Source organism: Staphylococcus cohnii subsp. cohnii (assembly GCF_002902365.1).
Lineage (GTDB): Bacteria > Bacillota > Bacilli > Staphylococcales > Staphylococcaceae > Staphylococcus > Staphylococcus cohnii.
In genome coordinates this window covers 1,488-18,297 of the sequence record NZ_PPQC01000017.1, presented here as the reverse complement: position 1 = coordinate 18,297, position 16,810 = coordinate 1,488, and the positions used below count along the sequence as shown (strand labels likewise).

Sequence of the window (16,810 nt, the reverse complement as noted above, 5' to 3'; positions counted from 1 at the left end):
AACACGCAAACCCATTGGGCTTACGTGTTAGCGCGTGAACTCTTTTTTTCAAGATAAATATTATTTATCTAAGTTGTAGAAAGATTTAATACCATCGAATTTGCCTGTTTCAAACAATTCATCTTCGATGCGTAATAATTGATTGTATTTAGCAATACGGTCAGTTCTAGATAATGAACCAGTTTTAATTTGACCTGCATTTGTAGCAACTGCGATATCCGCGATAGTTGTATCTTCTGTTTCACCAGAACGGTGTGATACTACTGCTGTATATCCAGCTTTTTGAGCCATTTCAATAGCATCAAATGTTTCAGTTAATGTACCAATTTGGTTAACTTTAATTAAGATTGAGTTACCGATACCTTTTTCGATACCTTCTGATAATTTAACAGTGTTTGTAACGAATAAATCGTCACCAACTAATTGAACACGATCACCGATACGGTCAGTTAATACTTTCCAACCGTCCCAGTCATTTTCATCCATACCATCTTCAATAGAAATGATTGGATATTTATTAACTAATTCTTCTAAATAGTCAACTTGTTGTTCTGCTGTAAGTTTTGAACCATTTTCACCTTCAAATTTAGCATAGTTATAAACGCCATCTTCGAAGAATTCAGATGAAGCACAGTCAAAGCCTAAGAATACGTCTTTACCAGGTTCTAATCCAACTGCTTTAATCGCTTCTAATATTGTTTCAACAGCATCTTCTGTACCTTCAAATTTAGGAGCGAAACCACCTTCGTCACCTACTGCTGTTTCTAAACCACGGTTTTTAAGGATTGATTTTAAGTTGTGGAAAATTTCTGCTCCCCAACGTAATGATTCTTTAAATGTTTCTGCACCAACTGGTAAGATCATGAACTCTTGGAATGCGATTGGTGCATCAGAGTGAGAACCACCATTTACAATATTCATCATTGGAACTGGTAATTGTTTACCGTTGAAGCCACCTAAATATTTATAAAGTGGTTGGCCTAATAAATCAGCTGCTGCACGTGCTACTGCAATAGAAACACCAAGAATAGCATTTGCGCCTAATTTACCTTTATTTTCAGTTCCGTCTAATTGAATCATCATTTTATCAATTGAGACTTGTTCTAATACTGAAAATTCACCTTCAATTAATTCAGGTGCAATAATTTCATTTACATTTTCAACAGCTTTCGTTACACCTTTACCTAAATAACGTGTTTTGTCTCCGTCACGTAATTCTACTGCTTCGTGTTCACCAGTAGAAGCACCTGATGGTACAAGTGTGCGTCCAAATGCACCACTTTCAGTTAATACTTCTACTTCCACTGTTGGGTTACCACGTGAGTCAAGGACTTCGCGAGCGTAAACATCTGTAATAATTGGCATGTTTGTAATCTCCTTTATAATAAGTAGTTTAGAAATATTAAATTTCATCTTCATTATAGCTATAAATGCTATAAATACAAATAATTTAATTACTTCAATTTGATTATGCGTGTCATCAGTCTTTTAAGCAAATTTTAAACTGTGACACGCTTTTATGTTGCTAATTTCAGTCCATGTTTTGTTTCTATCAAATTAATGCTTGATGAGTGATTCACCAGTCATGTCTTCAGGTTGTTTTACTTGTAACAAATCTAACAATGTAGGTGCTAAATCACCTAGTCGACCTGTTTCACGTAAAGTTGCACCTTCTTTAGTAACAATCACTGGTACAGGATTAGTCGTATGTGTCGTCATCGGTTGCTCATCATCAGTCAATACCATATCTGAGTTACCATGGTCAGCTGTAATAATGGCATGACCACCCATATCAACAATTTTATCTACGACTTCACCTAAACATTCGTCAACCGCTTCAATTGCTTTAATCGTAGGTTCAAGCATACCGCTGTGACCTACCATATCAGGGTTGGCAAAGTTTAATAAGATTAAGTCCAAATCACCTTTATTTAACTCTTCAATGAGTGCGTCTTTGACTTCATAAGCGCTCATTTCCGGTTTAAGATCATAAGTCGCAACTTTAGGTGAGTCAATCAATCTACGACGTTCGCCTTCAAATTCATCATTGCGACCACCACTCATAAAATAAGTGACGTGTGGGAATTTTTCAGTTTCCGCTATACGTAACTGTTTCAAGCCATTATCTTGTGCAACTTCACCAATTGTATTAGTTAAGTCAACTTTTTCAAAAACAATTTTTGCATCAACATTATCATTATATTTTGTAAATGTAGCGTAGAACAAGTCATTTACTTGATCCACTTTAAAGCCTTCAAATGCTTTATCTGTAAAGATTTCAGACAGTTGACCAGCTCTATCAGGACGGAAGTTATAGAAAATGACTGCATCTCCATCATTTACACCATTATTTTGATCTTTGATGATAAATGGTTCAACAAATTCATCAGTTAAGTCTTTAGCATAGTTTGCTTCAACACCAGCTTTAGCTGATTCAAATGTTTCTCCACCAAAGTTACGAATTGCGTTATAAGCTTTTTCTTCTCTATCCCAGCGTTTATCACGGTCCATTGCGTAATAACGACCTGAAACAGATGCGAATTGACCAATGCCTAGTTCTTTAAACTTAGCTTCTGTATCTTCGATATATTTAAGCGCAGATTTTTGATCTACATCACGTCCATCTAAAAACGCATGTACATAAACTTTGTCAACGCCTTGCTTTTTGGCTAATTCTAATAAAGCAAATAGATGTTTATAATGACTGTGCACACCACCATCTGATAATAAACCAAAAATATGAAGTGCTGAATCATTACCTTTTACGTGTTGAATGGCTTGATTCAATACATCATTTTCAAAGAAGTCGCCGTCTTCAATAGATTTATTGATACGCGTTAAACTTTGATAAACAATGCGTCCAGCACCGATATTCATATGTCCAACTTCTGAATTACCCATTTGACCTTCAGGAAGTCCAACATCCAAGCCACTTGCTTCGATTTGGGTTGTTGGATACTGATTATAATAACGATCAAAATTAGGTTTATTAGCTAGTTTTACAGCATTACCATGCTCACTTTCTCTATTTGCAAAACCATCTAAAATAATTAATGCAGTTGGTTGTTTAGCCATATTATTTTGCACCTTCTAACAATTGTACAAAATCATCCACTTTAAGTGATGCGCCACCTACTAATGCGCCATCAATGTCTGATTCTGCCATGTATTCTTTTATGTTGTTAGGTTTAACACTACCGCCATATTGAATACGTGTTGCATCAGCAACTGTTTGTCCAGATAAATCTGCGATTGTTTCTCTTACAAATGCACACATTTCATTAGCATCTTTTGCAGTTGATGATTTACCAGTACCGATTGCCCAAATTGGTTCATATGCGATAACAACTTGTTTCAATTGTGCTTCTGATAAGCCTTCTACAGCTTTTTTCACTTGGTTGCCAACAACTTCATTAGCTTTGCCACTTTCACGTTCTTCGTCTGTTTCACCAACACAAATAATTGGTGTCATACCGTGATTGAATACAGCATGTGCTTTTTTGTTGATATCTTCATCTGTTTCATGGAAGATTTCACGACGTTCTGAGTGTCCAATAACAACATATTTCACACCTAAATCAGCTAATGCTACTGGTGATGTTTCACCTGTAAATGCACCGTTATCTTCATAAAAGGCGTTTTGTGCGCCAATTTGTAAGCCTTGTGCTTTACCTTCATTAACTGCTGTTACTAAAGCATCTAATTGAATTGTTGGAGCACAAATAACAGATTCTACCTCTTTAGTATCTGGTAATGCTGGTAATTCATTAATAAAATCTTTAGCCTCTTGAACCGTTTTGTTCATTTTCCAGTTACCCGCAATAATTGGTTTTCTCATTATATACACTCCTATTAGTAAATTATGATTATTGTTTAATCAAGTTTTGCTCGTAAATCAGCGATTATTTATTAGCAATCGCAACTACACCTGGCAGTTCTCTACCTTCAAGATATTCTAATGATGCACCGCCACCAGTCGAAATGTGACTAAAGTCATCTGCATATCCTAATGAAATCGCAGCTGCAGCTGAGTCGCCACCACCGATGATTGTGTTTGCATCTTTCATCTCAGCAATTGCTTCACAAACACCAATTGTACCTTTTGCAAAATTACTGAATTCAAATACGCCCATAGGTCCATTCCATACTACCGTATGTGCACCTTGTAATTTTTCTTTGAATAATTCTACAGTTTTCGGACCAACATCCATTGCTTCTTGATCTGCAGGTATATCATCTACAGAAACTTCTGTAATCTTCGCATCATTAGAAAATTCTTTTGCAACTTTACAATCTACAGGTAATACGATTTGATCTCCTGCTTTTTCTAACAATTCTTTTGCAAAGTCTACTTTATCTTCTTCTAATAAAGATAGGCCAATCTCTTTTCCTTGAGCTTTAAAGAATGTGTATGACATACCGCCACCAATAAGCACTTTATCTGCAATTTTCAATAAGTTAGTGATTACACCAATTTTATCTGAAACTTTAGCACCACCAAGAATTGCAACAACAGGTTTATCTGGGTTTTCTACAACGCCACCGATATATCTAATTTCTTTTTCCATTAGATAGCCTGCTACAGTTTCTAAGTGTGCTGCAATACCTACGTTTGACGCGTGTTTACGGTGTGCCGTTCCAAATGCATCATTTACGAAAACATCACCTAATGATGCCCAGTATTTACCTAATTCAGGGTCATTTTTAGACTCTTTTTTACCTTCTAAATCTTCAAAACGTGTATTTTCAACTAATAGCACATCACCTTCATTTAAGGCTTTGATAGATTGCTCTAATTGTGTTCCACGTGTTTCAGGAACAAATGCCACGTCTTTGTTTAATTTTTCAGCTAATGCATTAGCTACAGGTTTTAAAGTTAATTCTGCTTTATCACTTTCTTCTTTAACTTTTCCTAAGTGAGAGAATAAAACGACTTTACCACCTTGCTCTATAATATATTTTATAGTTGGTAAAGCTTGAACGATACGGTTGTCATCCGTAATTTCACCGTCTTTCATAGGTACGTTAAAATCTGCACGTACAAGTACAGTTTTACCTTTTAACTCTATATCAGATACATTTTTTTTTGTCATGTAATCTTCCTCCTTCAGATGGATGAATAAAGTAAAATAAGCGGAGAAGCGTTGAGCTCCCCGCTTACTCCTAAGCTTATTGATTCAATTTCACAACGCTATACTTGTTAAGCTAAAGTGAACATCAAATTATTTAGCGTGACTTGCTAAATATTCTAATGTACGTACTAATTGTGAAGTGTATGACATTTCGTTATCATACCAAGCTGCTACTTTAACTAATTGACGATCTCCAACAGTCATAACACGTGTTTGAGTTGCATCAAATAATGAACCGTATGTCATTCCGATTACGTCAGAAGAAACGATTTCGTCTTCAGTATAACCGAATGATTCGTTAGATGCATTTTTCATTGCGTTATTTACGTCTTCGATACTTACATTTTTATCTAATACTACTGTTAATTCAGTTAATGAACCAGTTGCAACTGGTACACGTTGTGCTCCACCGTCTAATTTACCATCAATTTCAGGAATTACTAGGCCGATAGCTTTAGCAGCACCTGTTGAGTTAGGGATAATGTTTTCAGCAGCTGCACGCGCACGACGTTTGTCACCTTTTCTGTGAGGCGCATCTTGTGTGCTTTGGTCACCAGTATATGCGTGGATTGTAGTCATGAAACCTTCGATTAAGCCGAATTCATCATTTAAAACTTTAGCAACTGGTGCTAATGAGTTAGTAGTACATGAAGCACCTGAAACAACATCTTCTGAACCATCTAAAGTGTCGTGGTTAGTGTTGTATACGATTGTTTTTAAGTCACCTTTAGCTGGTGCTGAAATTAATACTTTTTTAGCGCCTGCATTGATGTGTGCTTCTGCTTTTTCTTTATCTGTGAATAAACCAGTACATTCTAATACAACATCGATATCTAAGTCTCCCCAAGGTAATTTACTTGGATCTGGCTCAGAAAATGATTTAACTTCTAATCCGTTAACGCGGAAACCATTTTCTTCAACTTCAACTTCTCCTGTGAAGCGACCTTGTGTAGTGTCATATTTTAATAAATGAGCTAACATTTCATCATCTGTTAAGTCGTTTACTGCTACTACATCGATTCCTTCTACATCTTGAATTCTTCTAAATGCTAAACGACCAATTCTACCAAAACCATTAATTGCTACTTTAACTGCCATTATAATGGCCTCCTTTAAAATGATATTTAAAAAGTGGAATCACTCTTTATTACTATTATTTGCGATAATACTTGCCGCGCCTTCATCTGTGATTAATACAGTGTTTTTAGGTGCAATCGAAAGATAAGCTTTAATTGCCTCTCCTTTTGATTTACCCCCAGCAACGGCAAAGATAAACTTTTTCGATACAAGGTCTTCTAATTGAAGTCCAATCGTTTTTACTTTGTGAACGATTTGTCCTTGTTCATCGAAATAATATCCAAATGCTTCTCCCGAGGCATTGTGATGTTGAAGTTTTTCAATAACTTCACTAGGTGATTGACGTCTTCGCGCCATCTTCAGCGCATCACCAATGCCGTGGATTGTAATATTCGCTTCTTTAATTTTCTCTAAGGTGTGTATCACTGACGGTTCTAACATAAGTGTGTTATAGGTTGTTTCACTGACATTATCTGGCACATAAAGCGTTGTATAATCTCCATCTGTTTGCTGTGCCATACTGGCAGCAATCGTATTGGCTTGATATACAACATTTTCACCAAGTCCACCTCGAGCGGGTACAAAAAATACGTCGTAAGGTTGGCGATGCATAGATTCGCTTACGTATGCCATCGTTGAGCCACCTGTAACTGCTACTGTTGCGTGATCATATAAAACATCTTCAACTAACTGTCCCGCTTGTTTAGACAACTCAATTTTAACCGTTTTATCAGTGTCTGAATCACCTGGAATGACATAAACATCTTTGATGTCATATTTTTCTTTGATAATTTGAGCAAGGTGATGATCATCCGAGTAAACGTTAAAATAGCTGTTTAATTGGCGTACTGTCGTTTCACCAGCTTCAGTGATTTCCATGCCTGTAGGTTTAACTTTGATAAGCGCTTGTTTCTTTAAAACATCTGTTTCAGAACGCAATACTCTTTCAGTTAAATCCATATATTCACTTAAACTACGTCTACCGACGGGTTGATACTGAGCGATAGTAGTGAGTATTGAAAAACGACGATACATCTTTTCAACAATTTCTGGAACTAACTTTTGTTGAATTTTTATCAAGTCTTTCACTACTATCCTCCTCCGTTTCTATATACAAGGGTCAAGTTCTAACCATAGATTGACTTTTTTCGTCCCTGCTGGGACAAAAAAATATAACCTGTTATATTTGCAATAATACTACTATACATTTAAAAAAGCAAGAGAAATACTTTTGTCTTAAATAAAGTAAATTCTAAACTTCTATAATTCTTTCCTCTATAGAATAATTATACCCGATTCCATATTTTAATAATCATTTACCCATTAATTTTTTAATGATATGTTTTAAAATCACTTCATTAACATGCGTTTCATTGAATCAATCACCATTTATGCTTAAAATAAATATAAATTTAAATCATATTTATCAGGAGGAATATACATGTCTAACAATAAACACCCAGAAGTTATAGACCCAGAAGATCAGAGATATAAAGATGACGATTATTTTAAACAAACAAAAGAAAGTTCTCACAAAAACCCATATCAATCTTTTAATTACAACAAACACATTGGCTGTCATTTTGGACCTTTTGGTTGTTTAGGTGGCTGCTTTTCCATCATACTGCTATTGTCTTTCATTTCATATTTAGTAAGCCTGCTATTTTAACCTTTCTTTGTCTTTTATAATTCGTATTATAAATAATTTACAATATTTCATTTCAGTGTTTAAGTTCCATTAATCATTACAAAAAACACGCACTGTCATATGGCAGCACGTGTTCTAAGCATATATTTTTCAAATTCTATTTAATCTTCATCAGATGATTGCGAACTTTTTTCTGAATTTGAATTATTGTTTTGTGTTGAACGTTGTTGGGTATTTTGTTGCGTACTTCGTTGTTGTGTAGAAGGTTCATCGGTCTTCTCTTCTGTCGAAGGCTCAGATGTGCGCTCTTCAGTTGATGGTTCACTCGTCTTTTCTTCAGTTGTCTTTTCTTCAGTTGTTTTTTCCTCTGTGGATGGTTCAGTTGTTTTTTCTTCTGTCGAGCGTTCTTCAGTAGTACGTTCTTCTTTTGTTTTTTCAGGTGAATCTTTTTCTTCCGTAGTTCTTCGTTCTTGTGTTCTAGGCTGCTGTGTTTGTTGGGTCTGTTGTGTCTGTTGCGTTTGTTGTGTTTGAGGAACTTGTTGAGTTTGCTGTGTCTGTTGTGTTTGTTGTGTTTCTTCAGTTGACTTTTCTTTTTTCTTGTCTTTTTGTTCCTTTGTTTTTTCTTTCTTTTTGTCTTTTTCTTCTTGTTTTTGATCTGCCAAACGTTCATTGGCCTTATTTGAATGATCTACGAATGCAAAAATTGCAAAAACTAATCCACCTATAAGTAGTAGCACAATTAATCCACTGATAAGTTTTGCAAAACCACTCATTTTTTTATTATCTTTATCATCAAAATTATTATTTTGATTATGCTTAGGCATATGCTCCCCTCACTTCAATTTATATCAAATCATCATTTTCAAATGGCATTTAACTTCATGTTAGAACTATATTTTACACTATTTCTTTGATTAAACAACCATATTAACCACATTTTAATGTAGATATTACTTTGTCTTCCAAACTATAGTAAAATAATCATATACAACTTTTTTATTTTTAACTTCATATTAATCTAATTTCAATGATTGTTTCAACACTTTTACTTAAATTATTCTACTATTGTCAGTAATATCATAACAGGATGTGACTAGATTTTGAAAAAGTACGACTTATTTAACGAAACAGATCAATCACGACAAAAGCCTAAAGGTTTACGACATATGATGACCGAAAATGACAATGACGAATTAAACGTTCCAATCAAAACACGCTATAAACTTTTTATACTCGTTCTTTTTTTATTTTTACTCGCTTTTGGCATTATTGCCTTATTTATTTTATAATATGTAGTACTTCAATTTCCTTTTTAAAACGACATCATAATTATTTCTTATTATTCAATAATATATATTAAAAGGTATAAAAATTAGGCCTACACGATAATCGTATAGACCTCTACTAAAGGGAGTCAAAATTTTACCTTCGCTAGTATATTATGGGGTATACTCGAAATAATTAAGAGATGATTAATTAATATCGAAGGTACCCTTATTATAACGACATCTGATTTTAATTTAAATACATCCTAGGCGTAGTAAATGACATATTTTTGAACAAAATTCGAATAAATTTTGTCATACTAAACATGAGATTTTTTACTTTTAAAGCCTGCACGATTCAATACTACAATTCTATGAGGTGATACTATGAAACACTATCTAATTACGGGCGGTACTGGTCTAATAGGTACGCAGCTAATCGAGGCAATACAACAAAGTGATTCGAAAATCACGATATTAACAAGACAAAAACACGCTACATCACACCCTAAAATCACATATGTAAATTGGTCAGAACCAAATTGGGAAAGTCAAATTCCAGATATTGATATCGTCATCAATTTGGCCGGTGCTAGCTTAAATAACCGATGGACTTCCTCACACAAACAAAACATTATGCTAAGTCGATTACAATCTACACAGGCATTATACGATCTTTTCAAAAACAGGAAGCAAAAACCATCTGTATTCTTTAACGCTAGCGCTGTGGGTTATTATAAACCTGATTTAACACGTACATATACTGAGTTGTATCAAACATTACCATTCGACTTTTTATCTGAAGTAATATATCAATGGGAACGGTTAGCACGTCAATTTGAATCCTTTGGAACACGTGTGATTATAGGTAGATTTGGAATGGTATTATCAAATAAAGGTGGTGCATTACCATTAATGAAATTACCTTATGAATTAAATGTCGGCGGTAAAATAGGTAGTGGTAGACAATGGTATTCTTGGATTCATATTGAAGATCTAACAAGAGCGCTACTTTATACCATCAATAATGATAAAGCGCACGGCGTATTTAATTTCACATCACCTATCGCAGAACATCAAAATATGTTTGGTTATACTATTGCAAGAGAGGTACATCGTCCACATTATACGTGGGTGCCATCATTTGCGCTCAGAATTGTCTTAGGAGAAATGTCTACAGTAGTACTTGATACTCAAAAAGTTTTACCTAATAAATTACAAGCACTAGATTTTGAATTTAAATATCCTAACCTAAAACTTGCACTAGAAAATTTAGTTCATTAAGAAAGGTACCATTAAAAATGAAACGAGATAGTTTTAGCCATATCTTATTATTCATTGCAGGTTTGCTCCTCATCACCAATGGTATTTTAGCATTTGAAAAACCTGCAATAATGATCTTTATTTCAATAACTTTATTCATCATAGGTTTGTTAACTTTAGTTATTTCAATTTTATTAATTTATAAAAAAGCAAAATCTATTAAATAAACACAACTTATAGTTACAATATATTTAAAAAAACAAGTCACGCATGCCAACCATTTCCTTATGCATCATACATTTGGAAATAGTCATACATTGTCGTGACTTGTTTTATAATCTGTTTATCCTAATTTACTTATGCAAAATATTATGATTCTGGCACCATAACTTCGTCGATTAATCCGTATTCTTTAGCTTCTTCTGCTGATAAGAAGTTATCACGGTCAGTATCTTTTTCAATTTTTTCAATTGATTGACCAGTACGTTCAGCTAAAATTTTGTTTAATTTAGCACGTGTTTTTAGAATATGGTTAGCGGCAATTTCAATTTCAGTTGCTTGACCTTGTGCACCGCCTAATGGTTGGTGAATCATTACTTCAGCATTAGGCAATGCAAAACGTTTACCTTTTGCACCTGCTGAAAGTAAGAATGATCCCATTGATGCTGCCATACCGATACAAATTGTTTGTACATCTGGTTTAATGTGTTGGATTGTATCGTAAATAGCAAATCCAGCAGTTACACTACCACCTGGTGAGTTAATGTAAAGATAGATATCTTTTTCAGCATCTTGTGCCTGTAAAAATAATAATTGTGATACGATAGAGTTTGCTACATTATCGTCAATTTGTGAACCTAACATAATAATACGGTCTTTTAATAAACGTGAGTAAATATCATAAGCACGTTCCCCACGGTTTGTAGTTTCAATTACTGTAGGTATTAAATTCATTAATATTGCCTCCTTATTTCTAACTGATAAATTTATTTTAACCTAAAAGTCAAATATGGTCAAAAAATAACGCTTAGAATTTCCTTAAACTGTATAAATTATTGTTGACCAACACTTATAAGATTTGTACACTAATATTATTGTTATTTACCCCTCGTAGTGTAATGGATAACACATAAGATTCCGGTTCTTAGAATAGGGGTTCGATTCCCTTCGAGGGGATAAGTAAGTTATTTTCTCATTTTCACCCGATATCACTAGTTGTCAAAAAGCTTGTGGTGTCGGCATTTTTATATTTTATAGTGTCATTCATTTTGATGCGTTTTGAATTTCTCGCCCCCACTCAGTCCCCATTAACAATTTCGAATATATTAAATGATGAAAGATAACGCACTCAAACACTTTTTACTTTGATAAGTTGAAAATGAAATCTTAAATGCCTCTAATAACTTTACTTTTTATTGATCTTATATTGCTAACATTAGTTTACTTGCAACTATCTTTTAAGCAAAAGTAATAACGCTTTTTTATTACTTTTATCAAACCGTTTTAAAGCTAAACTTTCATCAATTTTCCAAACGTTTTCTACATACTCACTAAAAATGTACCCTCATTTAATTCTATTATAAAAAAAACAAATCTCATTCATTTACAATTCATCCTATATAAGTATTGTATAAATAATTATCCATCTTAGAACTTCTTAATACAACACAAATCTTCTCTCAGAACGCAAAACACATCCCTACCTTTTATAAGATAAAGAAGTATGAGATTTACAAACTTATTATTACATTTATTACCATTTTTATATTGCTAAACATATATTCATATATATAAACATAAACAATATTAAAACTAGAGTTTTCATTAGTACATGCACTTTTTTTGAGCTGTTACTCAATTTTAAGTAATAGTGTAATAAAGAACAGGTAAAAAATCACCGAGTCTACAAATCTGGGGGGCAAATTGGCTTTTGGTCTGCCCTAATGATTCATTCACTCCTTATGGATTAGCATTTTACGTCCTCTCTATTTTACAAGTGTTGTTATAGTTATTACCAGTTGGATAATCTAAATCACTCAGATATGAGTAATTTGTTTTACAGACTCTTCAATTTAGAATTCTCTAATATATTCAAATCCAAATGTATAACATCACGCTTAAAATTTGCTCAAAGTTATCAAATAACCTTAATGTATAGTTTTAACATTTGGTCTGCGTTGCATCAACTAATTAAAATACATATATTAGGGGATATTTAATGCGTCAATTTTGTCTAACTCGAAAATTATTTTTGTTAATAGAATCCCTAAGTAAAATGACAATCAACGAGCATGTAATGATAAATTTAGTTACTAACGCTCACCAACAGGTGAGTGTTTTTATTTTTACTTGCCCAAACTATGAGGAAATGATAATTCATAAATAGACATACAATTCACATTCCTTTATTATTAAAACACACAAGTAAGAAAAGACAGACTTTGTGCTTGTATTTTCTTATTAAATTGCATAATTTAAAATAATGTGTCAAATTGTAAAAATGGCCATTAAACATATAATTATAATTAACATACTATAGATTATAAGGTTTTCTGGTCTGGATTTTTTCTTGTAATAATATAATCAAATCAGTCAACACACTTAACAAATTTATATGAAATAAGCCTATAGGTTTTTTATTTATTTAAAAATTCATTTAGTGTAGAGTTATCACTTTCTTTTTCAATAAGATTCTCTATATTTTCATTGTCATTTTCTTTTGAACTTATAAATCCATCATCTATTAAACTTTCGATTCTATTTTCTACTTCTTTTGAGTTCCAACCTATTTTATTGATTTCTTTTTTGTAATCCATATATAATCTCCTTGGTTATTTATTTGTAATATAATCGAATGTATAACATAAATAGCAATAAAGATATTAAATTAATTTAAATATTAAAAAGCAGATCAAAGTTATAATAACTACCTATAAACTATATTCACCTATTTAGATCACTTATAATAGAGGACTGTTTTAAATAAGAAACTTCATATAAATCAGCTAACCTTTTAATAAAATCAATTAAATTCCTTTCATTTATTAATTGATTTTCAAAATCTGTTTTTAATTTTATAAATTTCTGTTTTTCTTGTTCGGTGCTTATCTTTTTGAAATACCCCCACATATGACAAAAGGCATTAATTATTGAACCTTTAGATGGTTTCTTACTTAATGCGTATTGAATTTTTTGCTGAACTAATTCGATTTCAGCATCGTTATTCATCAAATATCTAATGTCATTATAAGTATTGTGATCATGCCACAAAACTTCATATTTATATCTACTCCATAGTTTTTCTTTTTGAAGTCGTTTATTGATTTTAAATACCTACTTTCAATATTTAATTTAATAAAAAGGAATTCTTTTACTGGCTTCAATAATATCTTTAGTAAAGAAAAATTGTTTACCTTGTCCAGTATATGCTGGATTAAGTATCAAATTTGCTTTAGCATTATATAACCATTCGGGATTTATTCCTGAATTCAAAATATCTTGAAACTCTTGAAACTCTTTATTCCAGTCTAAATTGAGTTTCATTTATAATCACCTCGTAAATATAATAGAACTCTAGTTCGTATATTTAAATAAAAAAAGACAGACTAGACTATCTGCCTTGTAAATTAAGAGTTATGATGCTAAAAAACTGATAAATATATTTTTAACATGCCATTGAACTATCAAGCAAATAACCACCCCGTAACTTATTTTGGCAATTGGTATGAGCAAAAATTAATAATTATAAAATAATATATATAGCTGTATGTAAGTTTACTATAGCATTAAATATCATAATAAGCCTATTCTATACTCACTCTAATGTGATTAAAAAATTTAGTTGTATTAATAACCAAATAAAAAGACGACTTTAAAAGTCGTCTAGTGTGTATTCGTAAGAAAGTGATAAGTGATTCCATTACCTATTATATACAATTTTAGTTATATTGCAAATATTTAATCATTTTAACTATTAACTTGTCTAACATCTGCTTAACTCTCTGCTCGCCTACTTCGAATATACGAGCCATATCTTTGTAAGTTTTCCCCTCTGCCATCAGTAAAAACAAATTAAACTCTTTGAATGTTCCTACTGTTTCGGCGGCCAATTCTAGCTCGTTTAAAAATATCGCATCTTCTGTATTCATTTGATCTATACGCTTATGGTCAACTTCAGCACCTAACTCAAAGAAATCATCTGTTTCAATGGGTTTATCTTCATAATCATCGTTAATATGCTCGTGACAGCTCAATATAAACTGCTTAATCATCTTTTTATCATACATAGCCGATTTCACTCGCCAATCGATCTAATATAGACGTTCTAGCACGCAACAATGCCCTTTGTTTAATACCGATAACGTCGCAAATAACGTCATCTGATAAGGTTTCCTTGTCCCACCACGTCAACTTGATAACTTGTTGCTTTAATAAAGAAGAATCATTATATACAGCAGTTATACCTTTAACCACATCACATATATTTCGGTACTGAAGGTCATTGACGTTATGAGGTCTGTTGATGTACCAGTCACAAAGTCTGTGATAGTTCAACATATACTTGGCTAACATTTTATAGTTCACATCTTGATACTCAATAATCATATGGCAAGCACCTCACGTTCATTTTGCAGGCTTTCACGTTTTGTTTCGATATAGTCATTATAAATCACTTTATTGGCTTGTATATGCTTCTCACGGCGTTGTGAACGGTTTTTATGATGGACTTGATATAAATCTTTCTGCAGTTTCTTAATCGTTTCGTGTGGCTTATATGAGCCATTTGACTGCATGTATTGAATGATATCCTTTTGTTCATGCGAAGGATAGTGTTTGATTAGCTTTTTAACCAAATTTAGTCGTTTAATTGATTGTTTTTTATATCTATCCAGCTCGTCTTTTTTCTCAACAATCCAACATACTAACTTTTCTAAAGGATATGAAGTTGTGACTACACCCATCACATCATCACATGTCATGTGCGACGTATTAAGGCTATACATACATTCAATTTGTTCTTCAATGGTTTGTATTTTACGATTAATAAACACGGGATTATAAGCAGTTAATAGCTCGTATTCGGTTATCTTTTCTGTAGGATAATATCTTAATACTTGCATACAGGGTTTTAGAAGCATTGTATAACCTCATTTCTTTAATTTTTAATCCTCTTTACAGTTGTTTCAGATACATCATTTTTTATTGTGATTTCTTTATTTTCATGTACAGGTGCTTTTTGTTGGTTTTCATTTTTCGTTGAGGCTCCTTGGATTCTAAACGAATATCTTTATTCTTCTTGGAATTATTCTTTTTTGCTTCACTTTTACCTTTCGTTTATTCTCTTTCGCTCGTTCATGCAATTTATCAATTAAATCTTTAGCGTTACATTTTATGAATTTATACAATGATTGCATAATTAATTATTTTGAAAAATTTGCAAAGTATTATTATAAGTTTAAGTTTGTCCAATTATTGGACAATTAGTCATCTTTACCTATGCCAAACTCTTCATATACTGATTTAGGCTTCTTACCTGTCACAAAATCACCTACAGGATCATACTCATTTTTTGTCTTAGGTTCCATAATCTTGAGACGTGCCTCAACAGTTAAGCCTAATTTGGGACAAATGGCGTTCATTGTATTCACGCTATCCCTTTGTATTGTGTAATGAGGTGAGAGTTTACTTCCACGTTCAGTCACAACCACCATACCTTCTTCTTGTAATTTGAGTGTGGCATTTTTGTAGTTACTATATGTTTGGCAATAAGTAGCAAGCAGACCTTTGTCTAAATCTTTTATAGGTAATTCATTAATAAGTGGAAGCACTCTATACCATTCTCGAACAGCATCATCGTCTAAAAAATCGGGTGGTTCTTTTGATAAAGGTGTAAGCTCATTCATAGCTTTCTCAGTCGCATTTCTTTGTTCTTGTACATCTTTGGTACGATAAGCTTTTTGTTGTGATAATAGTTTTCTCTGTGACATTTATATCATCTCCTATAATTGTTATGTATTTTTTAAGCGAGCGCTCTCTCGTATTCTTTAGTAATAAAGTCAGCGCTGTCTTATTGTCGAAAAATCTCGACGCTAATTCTAAAGAATTCATACACAAATGCGACCACGTGGTCGTTTTAGTTAGTCGTCGTGCAAATTTTGCACTTCGTTGTAATTTTGAACGGAATTATAAATATTCTTTTTCATTACTTCTTTTTGTAATGATTTAGGTGCGTTAAGAAAGTTGTCTTTTTGTATGTTGTCTAGATTTGTAGACAACTCATTTAAATTAATGTAGTAATAAATTTTAAACTTATTTAAGTTATTGTTTACGTGCAATTGATTCAGAACGTTGTGATTGTTCAAGTTGTGATTCGAGTTGGGATTTTTCTTCGTCACGTTGTTTGAGTTGTTGTTCGTACTCTTTAG

19 protein-coding genes and 1 tRNA gene are annotated in these 16,810 nt (G+C 32.7%); 5 read left to right on the top strand and 15 right to left on the bottom strand.

Going from position 1 to position 16,810, the window contains the following annotated elements; all coding sequences use genetic code 11:
* Positions 1-60: 60 nt before the first annotated feature.
* The 6 genes from eno to CD032_RS03320 all read right to left on the bottom strand — a co-directional run bounded on the left by eno (position 61) and on the right by CD032_RS03320 (position 7,298).
* Entirely contained in the window at positions 61-1,365 is a 1,305-nt protein-coding gene (gene eno, locus CD032_RS03345) for a surface-displayed alpha-enolase (RefSeq protein ID WP_019469444.1), read from the bottom strand.
* A 192-nt stretch (positions 1,366-1,557) separates the two neighbouring features.
* A complete protein-coding gene (gpmI, locus tag CD032_RS03340; protein WP_064264386.1) occupies positions 1,558-3,075 on the bottom strand; it encodes a 2,3-bisphosphoglycerate-independent phosphoglycerate mutase in 1,518 nt (505 codons plus the stop codon).
* 1 nt (position 3,076) lies between these two features.
* Positions 3,077-3,838, bottom strand: coding sequence for a triose-phosphate isomerase (tpiA, locus tag CD032_RS03335; RefSeq protein WP_019469446.1), 762 nt, complete (start codon positions 3,836-3,838; stop codon positions 3,077-3,079).
* A gap of 64 nt (positions 3,839-3,902) precedes the next feature.
* Complete coding sequence (locus CD032_RS03330) at positions 3,903-5,093, bottom strand: phosphoglycerate kinase (protein ID WP_064264387.1); 1,191 nt, start codon at positions 5,091-5,093, stop codon at positions 3,903-3,905.
* A gap of 129 nt (positions 5,094-5,222) precedes the next feature.
* Entirely contained in the window at positions 5,223-6,230 is a 1,008-nt protein-coding gene (gene gap, locus CD032_RS03325) for a type I glyceraldehyde-3-phosphate dehydrogenase (protein WP_019469448.1), read from the bottom strand.
* Positions 6,231-6,269: 39 nt separating this feature from the next.
* Positions 6,270-7,298 (bottom strand): sugar-binding transcriptional regulator, encoded by a 1,029-nt coding sequence (locus tag CD032_RS03320; RefSeq protein WP_103211171.1) that lies wholly within the window; start codon positions 7,296-7,298, stop codon positions 6,270-6,272.
* Positions 7,299-7,650: 352 nt separating this feature from the next.
* Between CD032_RS03320 and CD032_RS03315 the strand changes: the two genes are divergently transcribed.
* Complete coding sequence (locus CD032_RS03315) at positions 7,651-7,878, top strand: hypothetical protein (RefSeq protein ID WP_019469450.1); 228 nt, start codon at positions 7,651-7,653, stop codon at positions 7,876-7,878.
* Positions 7,879-8,018: 140 nt separating this feature from the next.
* Here the strand turns inward: CD032_RS03315 and CD032_RS03310 are convergent, their stop codons facing one another.
* The gene (locus CD032_RS03310) at positions 8,019-8,681 is read right to left on the bottom strand and encodes a DUF4887 domain-containing protein (protein WP_103211170.1); all 663 of its coding nucleotides are present in this window, start codon (positions 8,679-8,681) and stop codon (positions 8,019-8,021) included.
* Positions 8,682-8,957: 276 nt separating this feature from the next.
* Between CD032_RS03310 and CD032_RS03305 the strand changes: the two genes are divergently transcribed.
* From CD032_RS03305 to CD032_RS03295, 3 genes are all read left to right on the top strand, one after another.
* Positions 8,958-9,146, top strand: a complete 189-nt coding sequence (locus tag CD032_RS03305; protein ID WP_019469452.1) for a hypothetical protein — start codon at positions 8,958-8,960, stop codon at positions 9,144-9,146.
* 363 nt (positions 9,147-9,509) lie between these two features.
* A complete protein-coding gene (locus CD032_RS03300; RefSeq protein WP_019469453.1) occupies positions 9,510-10,406 on the top strand; it encodes a TIGR01777 family oxidoreductase in 897 nt (298 codons plus the stop codon).
* 17 nt (positions 10,407-10,423) lie between these two features.
* Positions 10,424-10,612 (top strand): hypothetical protein, encoded by a 189-nt coding sequence (locus tag CD032_RS03295; protein WP_019469454.1) that lies wholly within the window; start codon positions 10,424-10,426, stop codon positions 10,610-10,612.
* A 142-nt stretch (positions 10,613-10,754) separates the two neighbouring features.
* Here CD032_RS03295 and clpP read toward each other — a convergent pair whose 3' ends face one another.
* Complete coding sequence (clpP, locus tag CD032_RS03290; protein WP_019469455.1) at positions 10,755-11,339, bottom strand: ATP-dependent Clp endopeptidase proteolytic subunit ClpP; 585 nt, start codon at positions 11,337-11,339, stop codon at positions 10,755-10,757.
* 150 nt (positions 11,340-11,489) lie between these two features.
* On the opposite strand from clpP, the gene CD032_RS03285 reads away from it, so the two are divergent.
* A tRNA-Arg gene (locus CD032_RS03285) sits at positions 11,490-11,561 on the top strand.
* A gap of 1,460 nt (positions 11,562-13,021) precedes the next feature.
* On the opposite strand, the gene CD032_RS03280 is transcribed toward CD032_RS03285, so the two are convergent.
* The 7 genes from CD032_RS03280 to CD032_RS03250 all read right to left on the bottom strand — a co-directional run bounded on the left by CD032_RS03280 (position 13,022) and on the right by CD032_RS03250 (position 16,372).
* Positions 13,022-13,201, bottom strand: coding sequence for a hypothetical protein (locus tag CD032_RS03280; RefSeq protein ID WP_071562172.1), 180 nt, complete (start codon positions 13,199-13,201; stop codon positions 13,022-13,024).
* Positions 13,202-13,328: 127 nt separating this feature from the next.
* Positions 13,329-13,655, bottom strand: coding sequence for a DUF1722 domain-containing protein (locus CD032_RS03275; protein WP_103211169.1), 327 nt, complete (start codon positions 13,653-13,655; stop codon positions 13,329-13,331).
* 81 nt (positions 13,656-13,736) lie between these two features.
* Complete coding sequence (locus CD032_RS03270) at positions 13,737-13,928, bottom strand: hypothetical protein (RefSeq protein WP_019469459.1); 192 nt, start codon at positions 13,926-13,928, stop codon at positions 13,737-13,739.
* Between the two features lie 395 nt (positions 13,929-14,323).
* Positions 14,324-14,671 (bottom strand): hypothetical protein, encoded by a 348-nt coding sequence (locus CD032_RS03265; protein ID WP_103211168.1) that lies wholly within the window; start codon positions 14,669-14,671, stop codon positions 14,324-14,326.
* On the bottom strand, positions 14,664-14,990 hold the full coding sequence (locus CD032_RS03260) for a hypothetical protein (protein WP_103211167.1): 327 nt from the start codon (positions 14,988-14,990) through the stop codon (positions 14,664-14,666). Before CD032_RS03260 ends, CD032_RS03265 begins: the two co-directional genes overlap by 8 nt.
* Positions 14,987-15,523, bottom strand: a complete 537-nt coding sequence (locus CD032_RS03255) for an encapsidation protein CP3 (RefSeq protein ID WP_103211166.1) — start codon at positions 15,521-15,523, stop codon at positions 14,987-14,989. The genes CD032_RS03260 and CD032_RS03255 overlap by 4 nt, the downstream gene beginning before the upstream one ends.
* A 342-nt stretch (positions 15,524-15,865) precedes the next feature.
* Positions 15,866-16,372, bottom strand: coding sequence for a phage terminase small subunit P27 family (locus CD032_RS03250; protein ID WP_103211165.1), 507 nt, complete (start codon positions 16,370-16,372; stop codon positions 15,866-15,868).
* Between the last annotated feature and the right edge of the window lie 438 nt (positions 16,373-16,810).